We start from the raw sequence: 22,302 nt of genomic DNA, 5'->3' as shown, positions 1-22,302 counted from the left end.
ATCCTTACTATATAAAGTGGAGGCAGCTTGTTATGAACATCAGAGGAATACAACCACAGGATAATGCAGCTATTGAACAAATCATCAGAGAATCTCTAATCGAGTTTGGCGGAAATAGAGAGGGGTTGGCGTGGGCTGATAGCAGCTTGCACAGTCTCTATGAATTCTATAATGAAGAAGGTAAAGCTTATTGGATATTAGAAGATGGTGGAGAGATCGTTGGGGGTTGCGGAATCGCCCCATTTGCTGATTCTAACGAAGTTTGTGAATTACAGAAGATGTACTTATCGAAAAAGGCCAGAGGATCAGGAGGGGCTTTGAAACTTCTAGAAACAGCCTTAGAATTTGCCAAGATTCATTATGATAAATGTTATTTAGAAACACTTCAAGATATGCAGGCTGCCAATCGTTTCTATAAAAAACATGGCTTTGAATCATTAGATGCTCCGCTTGCGGGGTCGGAACATTTTGCTTGCGACGCTTGGTATATGAAGGACCTATCTGTTACGAGAAATTAATTTTTTTATCACGTAGAATAAAAATGTTGGCCATCAGATTATTTCATCTCGATGGCTTTTTATTATGACGATTTCTATAATTTTTTTATAATCAGGAGTTCCTCTGTGGCTTCGTTATACTCAGCATATACAATTTCAGAAAGATCACTATATCCTTACTTAAACGTCAAATCTCGGATTTTTGCTTCATCCATCGTTTTCTTTCGCTCAAAAGAATAGATGTGAAGAAGTCTAAAGGAGTAAATTGACAGGTCTCTTTTCTACCCATTAAGAAGGTAATGATCCAAAGACTCACAAATGAGAGTATCAATTTAATGAAAATAAGTGTATACATCGTCTACGTTAGTCTAAGATCATTCGCGATAAACCGTATCATAAGAAGGGCGGAATTTTGAGAGAGGTTAGGGATTTTTTGTTTTCTTAACGTCTCTTCAAAAAAACGATTGACCATATTAAGGGAATTCTTTAGGCTAAACCGCCACTCTCAGCGGCAAGTCCGGTGCTCCTAAGGTCCCGGACGTTATCGCCCATTTCAAGCAAGACGATGAAGCCGTTCTCGCCTAAGTTGAATTGATGTTCAGCTTCGTCTTCCAGTTCAGTTCTAAGTTGGTTGAAGTAATCCTCGACATGAATGAGGAACGCCGAAGGGAGCACTTCAGCGCGACGCAAATTGACAATGTCATTCTTCGTTTCGATGATTCTCAATCTACATACCTTCTGAAAAAGAAAATGCCCCCTCGAAAAGGAGGAGGCGTGGTACTGGTAACGAATATGATAAATGTCTGAAAGTTTGCTTGAAGCGGTTGACGGGCAGAAATGCTCAATAAATTACGCACTATAAGGAGGCATGGGAACGAAATGAAGTTCGATCTTCGAGAGTTAGCGTTGTTTGCAGAACAGACTGTAACAAAAGCGGGTGACAGAATTTCCGAATTGCGCAGTCGGGAAAAAATTGAAGTGAATTACAAGGATTATGGTGAACTTGTGACATCCGCTGATTTGTTATCGGAAAAAATCATTCAAGAAGCCATAATGGGTAAATTTCAAGGTCATCGAATTCTTTCGGAGGAAAATGGAGTACATAACTGGGATAATTTCAAGTTTGACGGTCCAGTATGGGTGATTGATCCCTTAGATGGAACAGTTAATTTTGCTCGGAACCTGCCGCATTACGGCGTTTCATTGGCTTTTGCCCTTGATGGCGTAGTGCTGGCAGGAGCAGTATATGCGCCAGATTTGAACTGTACTTATGTTGGGATTAAAGGGGAAGGCTCCTATTGCAATGGTGAGCGTTTACGAATTCGTAAATGTACTTCGCTACTAGATGCTGTAATTGGCACAGGTTTTCCGCATGATCTAGCAAAAGTGCAGCCAGCAATCGAAAGAGTGAATCGACTCAGAAGAAACTGTCGTGACATTAGGCGTTTTGCCGCACCAACAGTAGACATTTGTTATGTGGCGTCCGGAAAACTAGATGCGCATACGGAAAGTCTTTCACCGTGGGACGTAGCCGCCGCGGGCTTGATTGCACGGGAGGCGGGAGCATTGAGTTGCAATGTACAAGTGGTGCCAGATGACATCCCTAATGAACTCTATGGTGAAGAGGTCGTATTCACGACACCTGGAATCTTCGATGATCTCTTGACATTATTGCGGATGGAATCAGAATAAAAGGTTCAGTCTCTCTTCAACATTGTTGTACGTGCGAAAACGTTAGCTTAGTAAGACATGTTCTTCAATGAAAAGGCCATCCTTTTCAGGATAGCCTTAATTACTTGCCGCTTCAGACAGCACGGAGAACCGTATCATAGTTTACAGACAGGTCATTCCGCTAACGGGAAACGATAGTTCAATAAAACAGCGACAGTCTAATTCTTTATTTTCTGCTGACATCAGTACCTTGAAAGTAAATTTACTTAACAACCAAGAGCCACCTCAGCCGAGGTGGCTCCTTTTTGCATTGTCAAATATCCTACTGAACTGCTTCAACTTCTAACACGGGAATGGAAGTTAGCTCCCCGAATAGATCGACATCTCTAAATTGAGTGAATGTACCCGTAACAGTGATATCTCCATCGTTGAAATTAAAGTTACCGGATAGCAAGATGTAATTGTTAGCAACTAAAGCGATAACCTCACCAGCGCCTGGTTCAAATACCGTACAAGTGAATCTCACTTTAATTCCTGGAAATTCAGCGAGCAAACTTCCATCAATATCCGTAATATTCACTTGGACTTTGGCGAATTGATAGCTATCTCCATTATGTTCATAAATGGTAGTTTGACCTGCACCTTCACCTACAGGATTGATTACAGTCAGCGTGCCATCAGGATTAATGCTGATCTCATCGGCTTCAATCCGATAGAGCAATGAAATCTTGTCACTTTGAACTTCAAGTGCTGTATAGATAGCAGTCCGACTATCAGAAGCAGATTGAATCAGTAAGACGGGCGCCGATGTGATACTGAAGTCCTTGTCGATAACCATGCTTTGAATTAGGTCGCTTTTAGGTAGGTCACTGTAGGTCAATACCTGTACGCTATCTGTAGAGTTCATACGACCGTAATAGATTTGATTCGTCTGATCGGCTGCTGCGACATATACTTTGGAGCCGAATCGATCGGTTCCACTACTAGCAAATACGTATTCATCCTGTCGTTCTGGCAGAAGTCGGACGGGCTCGGCAATCAGCCAGGACATCTGAACCTCCTTAATTTCGGCAGATGTATCTTGGTATGCGCTAAGTTGTTCATACATATCGATAGCTGGTTGGAACTCTTTATTGGCTGTAAGTTTTTCAGCTGTTTTCAACATTTCTTTGAAGCTATTTGCGATATACTTAGTCACCTCAGAAGGGGTGAGATCTGCACTAGCCGCAAAACTTTCATATTGTTTGGCATTTGCAGCAAAACTACCATAGTTATTGTTCTCAACATCCTTTTTCAATAATTCCAGTCCGATGTCTTCGATTCCATGGGTCACCCACTTGGCGTTAATTTCAAGCTCTTTGTATTGTTTGAACATCAACAACACGTTGCTATAGAGATTGTTATATGAATTTTCTGAAGCAAGCTGGTTCATTTTTGTCTCATCATAGCTTTGGAAATTTTCTAATAATTGAGCTTTATGTTCCTTATCTCCCCCAAAAAATTCACTAGGAAGACGTAGCATATTCCACTTGAAGGTCTCATCCGTATACTTCGATTTCTTCAGATTTTCATTTGCTTGTGATAAGAACTGCTCTTTGAATTGCTTGAAATGTGCTGCGAATTGATCGGATATCCTTAGACTTTGCGAAATCTGAGTATAGTAGGGCGAGTATTTGCCTTTAGGTTCCATATAAGTGCTTTTTACCTCTTGAAACTGCTCGTAGGTTTGGATTAGCTCATCATAATCATTTCTCGATGTTGCTCTTTGAGCAGCCTGATCCAGAGAACTAAGCTTGCTGTTGATCGTGGTAATGGGTGCCAATTCGGCCAGCCGTGCAGCGACTTCCTGTTCCTTATAATCGAGAAATTTATTGTTTTGAGCTTTAGTGTACAGTGCTTCCGCCTCGACGAGCTTGTTCTCTGCATACAGTCGATCTGCTTCGGCAATCCAGCTTATTTTTTGTTGGACTTGATAACCCTTGTAACCAATCAGGACGATTACAATCGCACATAATAAAATAAGTAGATTATGCAGGGTTATTATTTTTTTGATCGTCATATTGAGTGGCCCCTTGTTAGGCTTGTCTGCGACTCGGGATCCATGCCGTATTGTTCTTCATATAAGCGGGATACGATATCAGCTAATTCGCCCCATTCCTGTTCGGGATGGCCGCTAATTACGCGGTACAGCCGTAGAAAGCGTTCTTTAGGTAATTTGCTGGCATAACGTGCCATGAATCGGGCATAGATAGCAACATAACGCTTCTTCCGAACAGCTGCTCCCGCTGCACCAATAAGGATGCTTAATCCATCTTTCATATCGAGTATCTCATCTTCATAAGAAGTCACGTAGCGTAGTGCATTGTCTTTAATCAATTCGCGCTTGACCTTGGCCAGTTCACCGATATAAGCCGCTAGATGAGGGTCGAAATGTTTAAGCATTAGCGGTTCTAGCTCCAAGTCCATGTCGCTACGAAGAACAAATGATTGTAACTGCATAATTTGCAGCATCCGAATATGATCATTCTGCACAAGGGTGGCTACCTCACGAAACATTTCATAGGAGCGCTTATGTTCTTTGTTATTACCGACTTCAACAGCAGTATCTAGGTTCTTGATCAATCCATCAATGATCCTTTGACGATTGCGAGTGAACAACTTCACTAGTTCACCATAGGTTCGTGGTGACAGTGTTTTGCGTTGATTGAGCCACAACAAAGCTATAGCGGCTGCACCTCCTACACAGGCAATGATGATTTGTTCCGCACCACGAGCAAAAAGAATAGCCAGTAGCGTAACGAGCAAAGTGAGCAGGAGCTCATTACGCATGGAACGTCGCACCAGTTTTTCAGCTTTCCAATGGACAGGGCGTAGCGTTCCTTTACCACAGAATAGGCAGCTTGGCTCATGAAGTACCGTGTAACGCTCACAATGCGTACAAACCCTTAACTTTTCATAGGCATACATAGACTTATGTAAAGATCCAAGTGGAGCAGGGATTCGCCGAGAAGAATTTAATTCGTTATTATGGTTGGGATCCTGTTGTCCGCGCTCCTGATTTAACAAGTCAAGTAGAGCTGTGTTAACCTGCTCAGAGGAAAGAACACGTTTACGTCCAAGTAAATATTTCACCCATTTGACAATGGTTAATAGTAACAAAATGATCAAAAAGCCGTTTGTAATCATAGGTAGTCCTTTCTTTAATAGAAGTTAAGCTGTAATTACATCTCAAAAATTGAACTTTTGTGGTATTAATTATATCATATTGTCATAACTGGTAGCATCTTTCCCTTAACTAGACTAGGCTTATAATAAAGTTAACAACGATCTTAATCTTTTCTTAATGTCTATTAGGTATAATTGACTAATCTATCTCTTGATTTGATTTTATTGTGAAGGAGTACAACTTATGTTTCGAAGAATTAAAATCACACTGAGCCTACTTTTGACACTCTCATTACTACTGATCTATTTACCTCAGAGCCTACCTATAGCCGGCGCCGCTGCTGCAGGTCAAGCTTCACAAATTGATGCTGTATTAGTTGTTGACGTCAGCAATTCTATGAACACAAGCGACACAGACAAAATTGGCAATGAAGCTATGAAAATGTTCATTGATATGTTGTCTACAAAAGGTGATAAAGTAGGTATTGTAGCCTATACAGACAAAGTACAACGAGAGAAAGCGTTACTGGAAATTCAATCACCAAGTGACAAAGAAGATTTGAAGAAATTTATCGATGGATTGGATCGAGGACCTTACACTGATACTGCGGTGGGAATTACGGAGGCCATGAAAGTACTGCAGCATGGCGCCGATCCTAATCATGAGCCCATGATCGTCTTGCTGGCTGATGGGAACAACGATTTCGCCAAGAACTCAGGCAGAACGCAAAGTCAGTCTGACAAGGAAATGGCGCAAGCTGTGCAAGAAGCCAAGGACGCTGGAATTCCGATCTATACAATTGGCTTGAACGCCGATGGTAAATTGAACAAACAAGCGCTGGAAGATCTCGCTAATGAAACCGGAGGTAAATCATTCTCTACCAATACTGCGGATGATCTACCACAAATATTAAGTGAAATATTCGCCAGCCATTTGAAATTGAAAGTGGTTCCTATTCAAAGCATGACAGGTAACGGAAAGTTTCAAGAGGTTACGATTAATGTACCTAATGCTAGTGTACTTGAGGCCAACATATCCATTATGTCCTCGAAGCCAGTGGAGACAGTATTAGTAGATCCTACTGGAACTGAAGTAGCCGTTCCTTCGGATAATGTATTACTCTCTAAATCTAAGAGTTACTCACTAATCAAGCTTCTGACACCTGCAGAAGGGGACTGGAAGCTGAAAGTTAAGGGTGCCTCCAAAGACAAGATCGATATTAATCTAGTGTTTAACTATGATTTGGAATTAGCGATAGATCCTATCCCGTCCAAAACGTATAAACCAGGGGATAAGATAGATATCCGAGCTTCCTTAACTAGCAATGGTCAGCAATTGCCTAATACGGAGTTATACACCAATATGAATGCCGTACTTGTTGTTAAGGACTTAGATAGTAGTAAAACGGAAGAGATTAAGTTAACAAACACCGGGGACAGTTTTGAGGGAAGTTATACAATTGCAGATAAGCATGAGTATGAACTCACTGTAAGAGCGGAGGAAAAGAGCTTCTACCGTGAAACAGAGCCGGTTACAGTCAGTGCCAAAGGAACGACATCATCCTCAGGTAGTGCAGGGGTCACAACACCGAAACCAGCGGACGTGGAAAAAGAAGATGCCAAACTGTTTCCCGTTATGCTCACCATTATATGGGGTTTAATTATCGCCACACTGTTGGGAGCCGCCATATTAATTATGAAAATGATCCAGAAGGCAAACAAAGGTTTTGTGGGCCAACTAGTCATTGAAATTCGGGATGAGAATACAAATGAGAAGACATTCCCGCAATACAAGAAACTCGGAGCGTTCAAAGGGAAATTTAATCTACATCAGTTGCTCCAGCTAGCACCAGAATTGAAGGAGACTGAAGGTTTTATCTTCATTCCAGGCTCAAATGATCGGATTATCATTCGCAGTCAGAATGGCGGAACTTTGGAGAAATCAGGGCGAGCCGTTGATATAAGCAAAGGGCTTGAGCTCAAGAGTGGAGACCGTATTACTGTACCGTTGAGCCAGGCAGATAAGACAATATTCTTGGAATATCTTGTATAATTATTAATTAACTTATGGAAGTCTAGGAGGAAAATGAAATGAAGCCAATCGTAAGAGAGCACATTCAGCAACTCGATGTTTCACTTGGGGGCGGTATTGTCAGTGACAAAATTCGAGTGGATACAATTGATAACCCAATTCTGATTATTGGTTTGGGTGGTACGGGGATCGACGCATTGCTTCGTCTGAAGTATCAAATCAACCGTCGATTTAAGCTGCCGGAAGATCCGCTCTCCAAGAAGAAACAAGAAAAGCCAGACAATGTGGAATTCCTAGCCTTCGAGACCAATGAACAGGATCGCACCAAACGGTATAAAGGGATTGGGCTTGATCCAATCAATGAATTCGTACTTCTATCCAATGCAGAGATCGGCGGTCTTTTGCAAAACCGCAGTATTTTGGAGCCTTATATTACCGACTGGTTGTCACCCGAGCTAAGTATTACCGATGGTATGAACGGAGCTGCTGGTGTTCGTCAGGCCGGAAGACTATTGCTATTTACGAAGATAAACCAAGTGGTTCAAGCTATTGATAAGAAGATCAAAACTCTATCGGTAGGCACCAACAAGAAATTGATGGTGTTTCTGCTAACAGGGTTGTCAGGGGGGACAGGGAGTGGATGTTTCCTCGATATCGCCTATATTGTTCGGGGGATTATTGAAAGAGATCATGGTTCCGCGGGGATTGACCGTGTTAATACGCTAGGGTATTTGTTTACACCGGATATCAATCTATCTAATCAAAGCCTAAGCGAACATACACGCGAATATATTAAGAAGAACGGTTATGCTGCACTTAAGGAATTGGATTACTGGATGAATGTGGATAGCCGAGGCGAACGCTTCAAACAGCAGTATGGCAACATTCTGACGGTGAATTCTCCACTGCCGCCGTTTAATCTTTGTCATCTTATCTCAGCAACGAACACGGAAGGCAAACTGCTTGAGAATGCTTATGATTACTGCATGAACGTAACGGCAGAGAACATTACTAACTTTATGGCGAGTGAAGAGAAGCAGTCGGGCGAAGAATTCGCTATTCACGATTATATAAGTAACATTCGCACTAATATTGCTCAGATGAACAAGTTATATCCAGCCAATTACGAATATAACATTATCGGTGCTTCTTCGGCGGTGTTACCTATTGAAGAGATGACTACGTATTTGGCATATCGTCTGTTCGACAAAATGGATAAGATGTTCCAGAAGGCACCTACGCAAGAGGATGTTGAGAAGTTTGCTCGTAAGCTAGGACTAGATCTAGATAGTATGGAGAAAACCTTCGAGTCTCGTGTGCCAGAGCCGCTGCCAGGTTATCAGAACAGTGAACGTCTCAGTTACAACAATGTGATCAAATCACAGGTCGTAAATATTGATACGGAACTTGAACAGAACTTCTTGGCCCGTGCCCGTGAAGAATATATTAAGGCCAAAAAGCAAATGCCAGGCGAAATTGTTGCGCAGTTTAGTGACCAGGTGCGTCGATTGTTTCTACATCCTGAGCAAGGACCTTTCTATGTATCACGTTTAATTTATACAGAAAAGGGTTTCTGCCTACTGAAAATGTTGCTGTCCTATATCGAAACACTCCGCGAGAACCTGCTTCATATTCCGCGGGATATTGAGGCTGCGCAGGATCAAGCTGCGGAGAAGTTAGGTGACGCCAAGAGCGCGTTTGTATCCAAAGATAAGAAGAAGAACTTCTACATCGAAGCTAAAATAAATGAGTATTGGCTCCATGCGGATGTCGAGCGGACCGAGCAGTTAATTGAGTTCTATGAGGATTTATATGCGCTACTTAATGCGGAGAATAATCGGATTTACAGTGTGTTCACTGAAATATTGAATGCACTAAGCTCTATCTTTGCTAAGAACGGCGATATTTTGACCGCTGGAGAAGAACAGTCTGACCATAAGGGGAACAAGACGTACTATTGGAATTTGGTTAGTGTTCCGGACATCTCCAAAGTTGTTAATAGTCTGATGGATCAGAAGGATGTGGATGACCTGATCCGTGATTTCTCTAACGAACTATTGAATAACTCGAACCAATGGGTTAAGGAACAGGAAATTGACATTGTTCGTTCGATTTCTGAGTTTCTGAGTGATAAATTTGGTGATTTGATTACGAAGTCTATGGAAGATTTCCTAGTTATCAAATATGGCCAGGAAGAGTCAATTGATAAGTTGGTAGAACGTTTTATCGCTGGAAAACTAGACGATGAAGCTGTACCTGTGTTCCATCTTGCGAACAGTACAGGGAACTTACACTTCCCATCATGGGGTTTTGTCTCAGTACCGGTGCAGGCGCCAAACATCTTAAAAGGGATTCGTAATTATCAGAATAATGCTGTTGGCAAATCGCATTTCACGGTGAAGGAAAGCCAAGTGAAGAACCGGATCTTCTGGTTAAACACACGCAATGGGGTTCCGCTTTATGTTTATACACCGCTGAAAGTATATGAGGAAAGTTACGAGCGGACGATTCTTGATAAAGAGGGAATTGGACGCCACCTGGTTCAGACAGATAAGAACAACTGGACATATCTACCTTCGCCAATTCCGGAAAAATCATGGGGTGATGTATACACCAATTCTCGTGTGAAGGGTTATAACGCTAGAGTGCGGGATGAATTCGCACGGGCACGTGCTCTTAATGTTGTTGTGGAGAAAGGGATCGATCAGAACACAAGCACACGCTATGCGGTGGTATTCACCAAGCCATTCGATTTGACATCGAAACTTCAAACTTACGACATGCGCCTTGATAATACTAAGCCGAATTTAGGAGAAGTGAAGAGAGCGTTAGTAGATTTGAAACGCCTGCTCTCCGAGGGGCTGGAGCGTGAAGGAGTTAAAGATATCTTTGGTAGTATTAATGAGGAGCTTGCTCAGGAGAACTTGATCCGTTCGCCAGAACTGATCGCCCGCGTGCGAGCTGAATTATCTAAGTATGAAGCCATTGCAGACATGGCTGCTAAGCTGGAGACCTTAATTGGGCAATATCAGGATGAAGAGAACCTGCTGGAGCAGTTCATTGAATCATTGTATACAGGTACTATCACAAAAAAGGGTGCCCTATATGTATATGATCGTGATGCAGAGGAAGAGGCATGGGAGCCATTCGCAAATCTCATGAAGAGCCGTAACTATGTCGAGTATGAAGTATTCACTCAATTCCGCAGTCTTGAAGACAAGAACCGGGCTACGTTGCTGCGTAAGACTTCACGTCGTAGCGCGGAATTAACCGCTTCGGAGGATATCGAACCTTTATTAGCTACATTGAATGAGCTTAGTGACAGCTTTTCGCAAGCGCGCGACACTTTGGAGTATGAGAAAGTTGAGCATGCAAACGGTGAGGATATGTATCAGTTCTACAAGCAAGTGACAGCAAAGCTGAATGATATCCGTAGAAGGCTGAAATAATGGTTCGGGCGGAGGTAGACATCAAAAATCTGCTGGATAGTTATACAGCAGATTATGACCGCGCGGAAGAGAATCTAAGTGGTAAAGGCGATGATCAGAGCAGCATTCATTACCCCGCTTTGTTTCTGTTTATCGGTGATAAGTCGGCGGAAGCGGCTGAGCAAGTCATGGCCATGAATAATAAGAAATGGGATAACAGCGATGGCGTTATGTACTTTCAAGTTACGACGCAGGAGAAATCTTCTGCGTCAGCTCCACCTGGTGGTGTTCAAGGCAGGTCCTCATCTCTGACGCAGTTTGTTGTTCCCAAGATTTCTGCGGAGCAAGGGAAGACTGTTCGTCGTGACCTGTATCAGGAATTTCAACGCAATGAAAAAGGACTATACGAACTCAATATGGCAATGCACAATATCAGCAGTGCTATATCGCAGTACGGTCGACTATATGCTTCCTTTGATCGCATTCATATTTCAGTCATAACGCGGGTCGATGACCCACTAAATGTATTGGTACCGGAAATTACATTACTGGCTGGTGCCATTCTAAGTCAGTCGTTCAAATCGGTACAAAGTGATCTATACGCTTTGATCAGTGAACGTGAAAGTGTAGGGTATTCCAGCGGGGTAGGTATGGCTTTTCTGCGGGAATTGGATCACATACAGGATCCGTCGTATTCCTATACTGCAAATCTGCATGTGACAGAAGAGGGGCTATCCATTCCAGTTCATCATTCACCTTCACCGTTGTTTGATCTGGTATATATGTTATCCGACAAGAATGAATTAGGTATGACATTAGATCATGAACTGCAGAATTGTTATGAGATTATTAGTCATGTAAGTCTCTTGAAGAACCGTAAACCTAGAGATCAGGTTTATAGTGCCAATAATGCAAGCTATAACAATACTTCATTTAAGAATAATTTGATGGCTGAATCAGGAAGACAGGGATATGTATCTGCTGGTTTCTCGAAAGTAAAGCGGCCGCATGAACCGATAGCTTTAACAGTACTCTATCACTTTTATCACGGTCTACTGGATCGAATGAAATCCAAGACGAGTCTTAGTGTGAGTGAAAGACTTGAGTTCTTTGGCGCAGGACCGGCGACGCTCTCAGCTATGGCTGAAGCGGTGGTTCCTAGCGTTGACGGACTTACGGAGATGCAGGGATTGATGAGTAACAACATCAGCTATGCGGCTATACGGGGCATGTCGATGTTTGAAGCCGAGGAAGCGGTCTTTGGCAGTGGTGCAGGAGCATTTTTTCACACGAACTATGTGGAAGCTGCCCAGCGTCGACTTGATCTTATCAACGTTGCTGAGGATATAGCGAAGGCGGTAAGACAAGGATTGAAGCATCATGACGGTATCAGTCTATTTCATGTCCGAGACTGGAGTGATGAGGCTAATGTTTCAGAAGGAGTCATCTCCAGTTTACAGACGCTAAGACGTGAAATAGCGGCAGATCTAGAGAACGCAAGAGGCGAACTGGAGGGACTTAGGGAAGGAAGGGTTGAAGATCAACCTTTTCAACGGGTTCCACTCATGGATAAACATAATCTACGAGGGTTCATTCGTTATTTGTTCGGTTCGGTTTATGCTAGAAAAGTGGAGATTGTTAAGCTGGAAATGAAGCAAAAGCTATTATTGAGGTACGAACGTGAACTTGAGCGCCTACATCGTCAATATAAGGAGTCTGCTGAGAGTCTAGATTTGCTCATGACTTGGCTTCGGAAGGCTGCACTGGACAGTATTTCCCGTACGGATGGGTATATCGGTCAGAATATCATGGAGTACTATGAAGTTGTAACTGAAGATCTGATGACACAAATCGAGAGCAAACGTGGAAATCACATTTTTTTCGAGGAGCATTATCTGGGAGAACCGATGAAATTGCTGGAACAAGGGCTGGTAGTATTGACCGAGAAATTAATCTCGGTATGCCGTAACTTGCTGTTAACCTCCCCGCACTTTGCACTAACATTCGAAGAGGAACTGCTTCAGCGTTCTAATGTGACAATTAACTATGATAACAAAGCCGTGTTATCCAAGGACGAACTGTTCAAACGGCTGTATCAGACCTTGGAGGATAACGCAGCAATACAGCTTCGATTGTACGATTACACGCAGGAGCATCGTTATGTTGAGAAATATTTATTTGGGGACTTCGACAGTGAATTTATCCGCTACGCTTTTGCCGCCGACGAAGTTTCTCGCATGTATAGATTAGGCTGTCTACATGAGAAACGCAGTAGCGGGGTGGAGAAACTGAATTTGATGGGTGGTTTTCATCCCGAGGACTTGTTGTATTACCGGAATGGTAAAATGTACTACGAAACGTATGTAGACAATGGCTACGAGTTCCACGGCATTGACTTGGAGAAGTTGCCACCACTGCGGTAGTGGCGTAGCGGGTACGAAACAATTTTTTTAGTCGAAAGGATACCAAAAACATGCAACGTAAAATCAATGGGCTCATGTTGTTGTTCAGTCTAATCGGAGGCGGAGTGGGGTTTGCATTTGGCGAAATTTTGCTGAATGAGTATTCGGATAGGATGCCAACCGTGTTATTGATTGGTTGTTATTTCGGGTTGCTTGCATTTTGCATCGGTGTAGCATGCCTGCTCGCGGAGATGATCTCCCCCAAACTGAACGGTTCGTCATGGCGGCAACGATATATGGGCACATCGTGGAAGATGTTAGTGCCCGTAACACTAGTACTGTTACTTCTAGTAGGTACTGCACTGGAGTTTGTATATGAACTGAATATCGGGGGACGGAAGGCAATTAAGGATATCGTCCTCATTATAGATAATTCAGGAAGTATGCAAGAGACTGATCCGGATAACGCTCGTTACGAAGCGGCTAAGACTTTGATTAATAGTATGGACAGCGATAAGGAAGCGGCAATAATTCTCTTTGATGATATGCCGAAGTTACTGCAGCCATTTGTCCGGCTGAAGAATCAATCAATCAAGGATGATGTTATTTCTCAATTGGAGAATATTGAATCTACCAATGGCGGGACGAACATAAGCCTGGCGTTGGATGAAGCGATGGAACAGATTCGTAAGGAAGGATCTAACCGCGGGGCAATGGCGATTCTGTTGTCCGATGGGGTTAGTGAAGTGAATACAGAGCAGGCTCTTGCCGATTATGTCAGTAGAGGTACCATTGTTAACACAATAGGACTTGGACTTACGAATCAACAAAGCTCAGGACTGTTGCAAGACATTGCAAACCGTACAGGCGGAAGGTATTACGATGTAACTGATTCAGCCAATGTGTCCATGGTATTTCAACAAATCTACGATAACATAGATGATCGTACACTGATCACTGAACGTACGGGTACGAATCAGAACAGTAGTTATTATATGGTGCTGCGGATCATCTCGCTCTTGCTGATAGGTGCAGCGATGGGACTATCACTTGGACTGTTGTTTGATAATCGCTATTTGGCGCGCAGCTTTAGCGCAGGTGGGGCGGTTGCCGGACTTATTGCGGGGATGGTACTTGAGTTTGGCCTTTCTGGATCAGCATTCCAAGATGGAGTTGTCAGGCTGTTAGCCTGTTTGATTCTCGCCGCAGTTATTACGTTGTTCACACTCGTTATACCTATGAAAGATAAAGGCACTGGATTTACTGGGCGTCGTAGAAGCGGGACAGAAGAGAATACAGGAGGCGGGTTCAATCCGCGTCGACGTGATAATCAAAGCAAAGGATTCTAGTAGCGGGGGGAAAGCGAAATGCGGTTTATAGAACCGGAAGACGTTGCCGATGCCATTACTGAGCTCCGTTACAAAGTCGGTGAAGATATTTGCAGCTTATGGTGGCGTTGGCCTGAAGGGATTCAGGCTGTATATATCCGCAGGGTAGCCGCAGGTGACAGCCCCGACACACCAATCTCTGCAGATGGTCTCAAACTATATACAAGGGAAGAGTATAAGGCAAATAACGGCTATCATGAGCGGATCGAAGTCATCGGTCAATTCCTCTATGTTGTATATGGAGCGAAGAGACAAGATGGTGAGATGCAGTTAATTCAACAGCAAGATGGAGAAAATTCGATTGCGGTCAGTACTGGCCGAACGAGAATTAGATACTCCATTCGTCATAAAAGCGGATTACTTCGTAAATATAAAACGGTGTATATCTCCGTGACAACCGAATGTGAGGTTCCAAGCGGGGTACTCTGCTACGTGAAGAAGCAGGGTGGTTATCCTTCCAATAGAGAGGATGGAACTCAGTATCCGTTCCTTCGAGATTTCGCACCAGGTAGAAATGATCTACCTGCCATCGAAGTAGGAAGAGATGACTTTGTTCGCTTGTTTTTTACAGACGGTCGTAAATTCGGGCAGTTCTATGAGTTGCTGCCTGAGTAAGAGGAGGAAATAGATATGGGTATTTTTGATATGTTTAAGAAGAAGCCTCAAGCCGCACCGCGGCCGCTTTTTTATGATATTGTATGTCCTTATTGCTTCAGTAAATTTTCACCTGAAGAGGTTGTATTCCGGGCTACTCACCATCGGGAAGATGATGAAGACTATGCTCTGAGTGAGGATGAACCCCTTAACAAATATAGAGAACGATTCGGTCTGGACACCGTTTATGATATGGAAGCGATATTGCGTCCACAGGATTTTCCAGAGGAACATCGGATCTATACTGATAATGTTGTTACGGGTCTTAACGATCGATATGGAAAAATCACTCGTCGGCGGTTGTGCCCACAATGTCATAATGAACTTCCGGTGACGGCAGGGCAGGTGCCGAGCAACATTATTTCAATTATTGGTGCTTCACAGGTCGGTAAATCGGTCTATATGACCTCTTTGATCCATACGTTGCAGAATACAACAGCGGATCATTTTGACGCGGCTTGTATGCCGCTGAATGCAGAGATCAGCCGTAAATTCCGGACGCTCTATGAGGAACCACTCTTCGAACGTGGAGATTTATTAGCTTCTACTCAAAAAGAGCGGATGCAAGAGCCGTTTATTTTTCAGTTTGTGTTCAAAGATGAGAACAAACCACCGCTGACACTGGTGTTCTTCGATGTGGCTGGGGAAGGTATGGTCGATCAAGATTACTTAGGACTGCAGGGTCAGCATATTAAAAATTCATCGGGTATATTGTTCATGGTCGATCCACTGCAAATTCGTTCTATCCGCGAGAAGATTCATATTAACATGGGGGATAAACCAGGTGAATGGGTGTCCCAGTATGATGAGCCTCGTGATGTAGTTTTGACGATGTTTGGGGATTTTATCGCTTATGAAGATAAAGGAAAGACCGATATTCCTACGGCTGTGGTGCTGACCAAGAGCGATATGCTGCATTCGTTGAAAGACGAAGATGGCGAGTATATCAAATCAAACAGCAACATTTTTAATAATGTAGTCCATCGCAAAAATTTCGATATTGCTGAATTTCAAAATATTGACGGCGAGATCCGTCGCTTTATTGAAAAAGTAGACCGTCCGTTCAAAGGAACGATGGATGTTTATTTTAAGGACACTGCTTATTTTGCCGTTTCTGCACTCGGAAGTAATCCAGTAGATCAGAAGCTGCAGGGTGTAGTCAGTCCAATTCGAGTGGACGAACCGTTTATCTGGCTACTCTACAAACTGAACTATATTGAGGGGAGAGAAGCCCATTGAAACCAGTCTCTCTCCCTATTCAGCAGCAGATATATACTCGTGAACGGCACGGGTTGTTTCGCTCTGCTGAGGGTTTTGATACGGTGGCTAAATCTGCAGGATTGGATAGTTCGTTTATCAAAAAAATACTTCATCCGTTCTGTACATACGACGCTCCGGCGGAGTTGACTACACGCGGTGAGAAGGACGGAACGCTTTATCCAGAGGCGCTTCATCTGTTCCATACGGAAACCGGCGAAACGGTATTGGGACGTAGTGTGTATCAGCCAGCAGATTTTACAGGTCTACGTAGTGCATTCCTGACTCATAATTATGTCATTTCTGCAGAGCGCTCGGACGAGCTTGTGAAAAGTTACAGCAACTGGCTCGCCGCGGCTTTTTTCAAAGAATACGATGTAGCAAATGGTAGTGAGTTGCCTGAATTACAGGACTTACCGCTGAATGGTTCTGACGGTCGAACAACGTTATCCTCCTGGAGAGAGCTGCTGAGCGAGCTCAAGATGGATGAGCAGATGTTTAAACAATTATTGCTTGCGGTTATGACCTCCTGTGGGGAGGGCCGTAAAAAGGTATATGTGGCGCTTGATGTACCACCTGAGCAAATAGATCAGCAGGCAACTCGCTTGTTGGAACTGCTATATGCGGTATTGCCTTACGAATTCCGTAGACGGCTTGGGTTTATCACTTATGCAAAGGAACCGCAAAGCCGGAAGTTTATTCATCTTCAGTTTGTTGAGCGTGGAAGCCTGAGAGCGAATGATCGTAGCTTAGAGAAAGAATTCATCTTTGATCTGAGCTCGGGGCGCTCCACGAATGTGGATTGGAGTGGAAGACATCCTTATATAGATTTTGCGTGGAATCATTTGGACCGTCTTCATATACTGGAGCCCTTTCTTCAGTTCGCAGACGATATGCTTAAGGGGATGGGGATTCGTAAAACAGCGGTAGCAAGCTACAATGAACTTACCGTATTGTTTGAAATTGAACAGGGGAATGACCCTTTGTACGAAGGGGATAAAGCGGGAACTCTACGAGCTCTGATGGAATATTTGAAACCTGATGGTGCACTAGACTCAAGAATGCAACTTAATGATTTGCTCATGAGTTTATTTGATCGGGAGTTTGACCAAGTACGGCAGGGAACAGTTCCAGATCCACTCGTTGCAGAGTACTTCCGAGATTATTACCAAATTATTAGCAAATATGGCGTCACGGGCAATGAAAAGGGCAAAATTGTAAGTTATTTTATTCGGATTGTTAACAATGCGCTGGCGCATAATCGTAAGGATCTCTCTATAAGAATATATGAAATAATTGAAGAGAGTCCTGGGCTTAGAAAAGATTTCTTTGATAGTATCTTGAGTAATGATGGGTTAGCACGAATGTTGTTTGAACCATATATTCAGGAGAAGTTTCTGAGTTTACAGAAGAGCAAAAATGTACTGAACCTAGTACAAAATTGGTCGGCATCCCACCCAGACGTGCTTCATAATGAGTGTTTTCAGGAATCTGCGCAGATTGCCTTAGGTAAGAAATTACGGGATGAGCCAGTGCTTCTACCTGCCGTAAATGCTGTATTCGAAGCTATAAGCAAACTTAGGAGAGAATCGCAACAACAGACAACAGGTAGAGGCACTGCTAATTCGACGATATTGGATCTATTGCGTGCGACGACCATCCGAGTGTTACTTAGTGAGATCGACTTGGAGAAACTTAGTAAGGAGCAATTGCTGGCCGCTGACTTCATGAAGCAGTGTGATGGAGTAGAACTGGGGAGAAATCAACTGGATCAGCGCTTGTACAGTAATGCTATGGTGTTGTCTGCTGCGTACAAGTGGTTCACATCGGCGCAACCGGATGAGAAGATATTTTCTGACTTATCCTTGCAAGATATCGATCGAGTCCAGCAGTTAGGCCGCAAATGGTTGCAGAGTGAAGTGAATGTCGATTATTTTAGCAAGTTGGTATTAGGCTTTTATCGAGAAACAGAAATCGGCTTTGTGGAATACAGTTCACTTCTAGAATTTTTACGAAAAAATGCGACAGATAAAGAGACCATTTACGAATTCTTCCTCTGGTCGCAAGGGCATCCATTCTTCGCTCGACCAAGGGGACTTGTTCCTGCGTATACTACCGCCATATTGGCGTATTTTAACAAAAATGATCAGAACGCCTTCAAAAATCGCGATTATCGCAATAGGTACTTCTCCAAAGCTGGTGCGGCGCTAGAGCCGGTATTTGAAAAGGCTAGATTCGATCTCTCATCACCTTTGAGTCAATTTGTGGCCGGTAACCGCAAAAAACTGTTTCTAACTTCAGGTATTGTGGTACTTTCCCTAGCTATAGTATTAGTAGGGTTACTGACAATGAAGAACCTGGGAGTGTTCGATGGGGGTACGGAGGCAGGACCTATCGTTACGAATAATCCTAACGGCACCTCAACTCTCGAGACGGGTGTGATCGTTTATGCTGAGCAGGTCGCGGGCAGCATTGTCGACAATGAACCAGTGGATGGTTCTCAGGATCAGCCATTGCATGGTCAAGAGCAGGACAAGCTGCCTGAAGGCGATCAAGTTGATATAAATACAGATTCGCCTGTTGACCCTAACCCAACCAATGAGCAAGAAACTGTTGATTCTCCTGACAATGTCGCTGGTAACGGGGCTGCTGGGGATGATACATCTGCTAGTGAAGTTGTAAATTCAGGGGAAATGACGCAACTCGTATTTTTATTTCAGGATGAGGCGTCAAGTCTAGCTTTTGATCCAGGGACTTTATTTGTAGAGATCCAAGGACAAGAGAAACAGCAATTTTCCTTATTAAATGTCAAACCTGGAAATGTGGCCAAGAGTGGGGTAACTGCGTATCCGTGGAAAGTTACTGTTCCGTTAGGTCGTAGTCTAGATATTCCAGTTGGCAGCCTGATTACAGTCCAAGATAAAGTGTACGCCATTACAGAATGGATCGTGCCGAACAGCACGGACAACGCTGGTAACCCAGACAGTAATTTGGATAAAAATAATACTGATAACAGCGCTACAAACAACAGCACCAAGGAGAACAGTACAAATAGTGCTGACAATAGTGCTGCCAATGGTAAAACTGATAGTAGCGATAAAGAATAAGTAAAGTACCTTTTCACAGCAAGCCACTAAGGAACTTAAAATTAAAAATGGCAAGCCTCCAATACACGGAGGTTTGCCATTTTTTAATTTGCGTAGTTCCTCTATGCTTGCTCTAAAAGGTATGGTTCAAAACCAAAATCAGCGCTTGACCATCAATCGAAGAAGAGTGCGAATCGCTGTAACGGAACTCAGCGACCTTATTTGCAGCTTATTCAGCCGTTTAGGATTTTAACGGAACTAGCAGAGGTTATTTCATCATAATTCATGTACTAGAGCATCATTTGGATGAAGTAAGGTCTTTCAGTTCCGTTAGAATTTCTATTGAGTCTCATAACTCCAAATAATGTCTTCTAGTTCCCTAAGATTGATGTCTTAATACGTCAAGCACTGATTGTGGGGTTGATCCAAATTGATTACAAATTAAACATCCAAACCTTCTTGATCATTGTAACCATTAACGATGAGTTCAAGTTCTCCTGTCATCGAGTCGATTAACATACCGTGGATAGGGATTCCAGAGGGAAGCAAAGGATGTTTTTTGACTAGTTCAACAGTACGAATGATACCTTCTTTTTCATTGTCAAACCCGCGAAGCCACTTTTTCAATTTGATCCCTGAGTTTTCCAAGGTATTGAGTACGTCATCTGAAATCCCTTTTTCTCTCATGGAATTAATCATATGTTCGGAGTTTAGCGCAGCCATACCGCAACCTGTGTGTCCGATAATATATACTTCCTCGGCATTTAGTTCGTAAATGGCAACTAGCAGACTACGCATTACGCTTCCAAAAGGTTGGGAAATGATGGCACCGGCATTCTTGATAATTTTGGCATCACCATTGCGTAAATTCATTGCTTTTGGAAGTAGCTCGAAAAGTCTTGAGTCCATACATGTAACGATTGCCATTTTCTTCTCGGGGTACTTATCCGTGATATACTGCTCGTATTCCTTATCGGCAACAAATTTCTTATTGTATTCCAAAATCGTTTGAACTTGGCTCATACTTGTCTACCTCCTCTATAGGTTTGTGTAAGTTTTTCAAAAAAAGTTTGTTTCAAAATTTGATTATACGTTTTGTTATAAGTATCATCAAGAGGTGTACATAAAAAAATTATAAGAGGTGGATTAGCTTATGAAACAGGAAACCGCTGAACAATGGCAATTATTTACTGAGCTTTTATCCAAAATTAATAGTTATAATGAGGCCGTTTCTTTGATGGCATGGGATTTACGTACAGGTGCGCCGAAAAAAGGAGTTCAGACTCGTTCGGAGACAATCGGTCTATTATCTACTGAGGCATTCAAGTTGCAGACCTCAAGTGAGATGGGGGCATATCTGTCTTACTTGAATCACGCAACTGTGATCAATGAACTTAGTGAAACTCAGCGTAGAATAGTGTTAGAAACTCAAGAAGAGTACGATCGTAGTGTCAAAATTCCCGCTCAGAAATACCGTGAATATACGGAACTTACTGCGCATGCGGAGACGCTCTGGGAAGATTTCAAGGAAAATGGTGATTTCGCCGGATTTGAGCCATACTTGACACAAATCGTAGCTAAAACGCAGGAATTTATAGACTATTGGGGACCTAAAGATACAAGGTATGATACGCTGCTTCACATGTATGAGCCGGATCTAACCGTTGAGAAGGTAGATCAAGTATTTGGTCAACTTCGCGATCGTCTAGTCCCACTTGTTGATAAGATTAAGGCGACAAACAAGAAGCCTGATACCGCTTTTCTGAAACAGTTGTATGACAAAGAGCAGCAGGAGAAATTTGGCATCTTCTTGTTAGAGCAAATTGGTTATGATTTTGAGGCTGGGCGCGTAGATGAGAGTGTACATCCGTTCGAAATCACGTTGAATCAAGGTGATGTTCGAATCACGACACATTATCTGCAAGATGATGTGACAAGTGCAGTATTTAGCTCACTGCATGAGGGGGGCCACGCGCTCTACGAACAAAATATCAGTCCAGAGTTAGCGAGAACTCCAATTGGCCAAGGTGCATCCATGGGTATTCATGAATCCCAGTCCCGCTTATGGGAGAACTTTATTGGCCGTAGTCGGCAATTCTGGGAACGGTTCTATGGTGATCTGCAGCAGCATTTCCCAGAACAGTTAAAAGATATTACCGTAGATCAGTTCTACCCAGCTATCAATGCAGTAGAAAACTCATTAATCCGCATTGAGGCGGACGAATTAACCTATAACTTGCACATTATTATTCGGTATGAAATCGAGAAGAAAATTTTTAACGAAGGGCTTCCGGTTAGTGAGTTGCCTAAAGTATGGAATGAAAAATATAGTTCGTATCTTGGTTTAACCCCGCCGAATGATAGTCTAGGCGTACTACAGGACGTGCATTGGTCGGGTGGGCTTTTTGGTTACTTCCCTTCTTATGCGCTGGGAAATATGTATGCAGCACAAATCGTCAATACGCTTCGTAAAGAGTTACCACAATTTGAAGGATTCATCGCAGAAGGTAACTTTACACCGATCAAAGAGTGGCTCACGAATAAGATTTATAAATATGGTAAGAGCTTGAGACCATCTGAGATTATTCTGAAAGTTACCGGAGAAGAATTAAATCCGGATTATTTGGCAGAGTATCTAGAAGAAAAGTACAAAGCTATTTACGGAATATAATCTTAATATTCACATCCCCTCGCCAATTAGGCGGGGGGATTTTGCTTTCTT

Annotated in this window: 15 protein-coding genes; 10 read left to right on the top strand and 5 right to left on the bottom strand. The window is 42.9% G+C overall.

The window, feature by feature from the left end:
• Positions 1-32 precede the first annotated feature (32 nt).
• Entirely contained in the window at positions 33-518 is a 486-nt protein-coding gene (locus NST85_RS17025; protein WP_341189902.1) for a GNAT family N-acetyltransferase, read from the top strand.
• 166 nt (positions 519-684) lie between these two features.
• Here NST85_RS17025 and NST85_RS29355 read toward each other — a convergent pair whose 3' ends face one another.
• Positions 685-852: a hypothetical protein gene (locus NST85_RS29355; RefSeq protein ID WP_445671158.1), complete on the bottom strand. Its 168-nt coding sequence runs from the start codon at positions 850-852 to the stop codon at positions 685-687.
• A gap of 131 nt (positions 853-983) precedes the next feature.
• Positions 984-1,223, bottom strand: a complete 240-nt coding sequence (locus NST85_RS17020) for a hypothetical protein (protein WP_307395322.1) — start codon at positions 1,221-1,223, stop codon at positions 984-986.
• 153 nt (positions 1,224-1,376) lie between these two features.
• Here NST85_RS17020 and NST85_RS17015 point away from each other — a divergent pair, with 153 nt between their 5' ends.
• Positions 1,377-2,189: an inositol monophosphatase family protein gene (locus tag NST85_RS17015; protein WP_170220117.1), complete on the top strand. Its 813-nt coding sequence runs from the start codon at positions 1,377-1,379 to the stop codon at positions 2,187-2,189.
• A gap of 301 nt (positions 2,190-2,490) precedes the next feature.
• Here NST85_RS17015 and NST85_RS17010 read toward each other — a convergent pair whose 3' ends face one another.
• Together NST85_RS17010 and NST85_RS17005 are read right to left on the bottom strand one after the other, a co-directional pair.
• Positions 2,491-4,227 carry a hypothetical protein gene (locus NST85_RS17010; RefSeq protein WP_341189901.1) on the bottom strand — a complete coding sequence of 579 codons (1,737 nt, stop codon included), beginning with the start codon at positions 4,225-4,227 and terminating at the stop codon, positions 2,491-2,493.
• Complete coding sequence (locus NST85_RS17005; RefSeq protein WP_341189900.1) at positions 4,224-5,354, bottom strand: hypothetical protein; 1,131 nt, start codon at positions 5,352-5,354, stop codon at positions 4,224-4,226. The genes NST85_RS17010 and NST85_RS17005 overlap by 4 nt, the downstream gene beginning before the upstream one ends.
• A 223-nt stretch (positions 5,355-5,577) precedes the next feature.
• On the opposite strand from NST85_RS17005, the gene NST85_RS17000 reads away from it, so the two are divergent.
• The 7 genes from NST85_RS17000 to NST85_RS16970 are packed head-to-tail and all read left to right on the top strand — an operon-like array spanning position 5,578 to position 19,601.
• A complete protein-coding gene (locus tag NST85_RS17000; protein ID WP_341189899.1) occupies positions 5,578-7,386 on the top strand; it encodes a VWA domain-containing protein in 1,809 nt (602 codons plus the stop codon).
• A 38-nt stretch (positions 7,387-7,424) separates the two neighbouring features.
• Positions 7,425-10,814: a tubulin-like doman-containing protein gene (locus tag NST85_RS16995; RefSeq protein ID WP_341189898.1), complete on the top strand. Its 3,390-nt coding sequence runs from the start codon at positions 7,425-7,427 to the stop codon at positions 10,812-10,814.
• A complete protein-coding gene (locus NST85_RS16990; RefSeq protein ID WP_341189897.1) occupies positions 10,814-13,216 on the top strand; it encodes a transcription initiation factor TFIID in 2,403 nt (800 codons plus the stop codon). The genes NST85_RS16995 and NST85_RS16990 overlap by 1 nt, the downstream gene beginning before the upstream one ends.
• 50 nt (positions 13,217-13,266) lie before the next feature.
• A complete protein-coding gene (locus NST85_RS16985; protein WP_341189896.1) occupies positions 13,267-14,544 on the top strand; it encodes a vWA domain-containing protein in 1,278 nt (425 codons plus the stop codon).
• Positions 14,545-14,562: 18 nt separating this feature from the next.
• Entirely contained in the window at positions 14,563-15,198 is a 636-nt protein-coding gene (locus NST85_RS16980) for a beta-mannanase (protein WP_127190586.1), read from the top strand.
• A gap of 15 nt (positions 15,199-15,213) precedes the next feature.
• Positions 15,214-16,476, top strand: coding sequence for a TRAFAC clade GTPase domain-containing protein (locus tag NST85_RS16975; RefSeq protein ID WP_341189895.1), 1,263 nt, complete (start codon positions 15,214-15,216; stop codon positions 16,474-16,476).
• Positions 16,473-19,601 (top strand): GAP1-N2 domain-containing protein, encoded by a 3,129-nt coding sequence (locus NST85_RS16970; protein WP_341189894.1) that lies wholly within the window; start codon positions 16,473-16,475, stop codon positions 19,599-19,601. Before NST85_RS16975 ends, NST85_RS16970 begins: the two co-directional genes overlap by 4 nt.
• Positions 19,602-20,021: 420 nt before the next feature.
• Here the strand turns inward: NST85_RS16970 and NST85_RS16965 are convergent, their stop codons facing one another.
• A complete protein-coding gene (locus tag NST85_RS16965; protein ID WP_127190583.1) occupies positions 20,022-20,603 on the bottom strand; it encodes a beta-class carbonic anhydrase in 582 nt (193 codons plus the stop codon).
• A 130-nt stretch (positions 20,604-20,733) separates the two neighbouring features.
• On the opposite strand from NST85_RS16965, the gene NST85_RS16960 reads away from it, so the two are divergent.
• A complete protein-coding gene (locus NST85_RS16960) occupies positions 20,734-22,251 on the top strand; it encodes a carboxypeptidase M32 (protein ID WP_127190582.1) in 1,518 nt (505 codons plus the stop codon).
• Positions 22,252-22,302 lie beyond the last annotated feature (51 nt).

It is taken from the genome of Paenibacillus sp. FSL K6-2524, from assembly GCF_038005525.1.
GTDB classification, from domain to species: domain Bacteria; phylum Bacillota; class Bacilli; order Paenibacillales; family Paenibacillaceae; genus Fontibacillus; species Fontibacillus anaericanus.
This window is presented reverse-complemented; position numbering and strand designations above follow the sequence as displayed.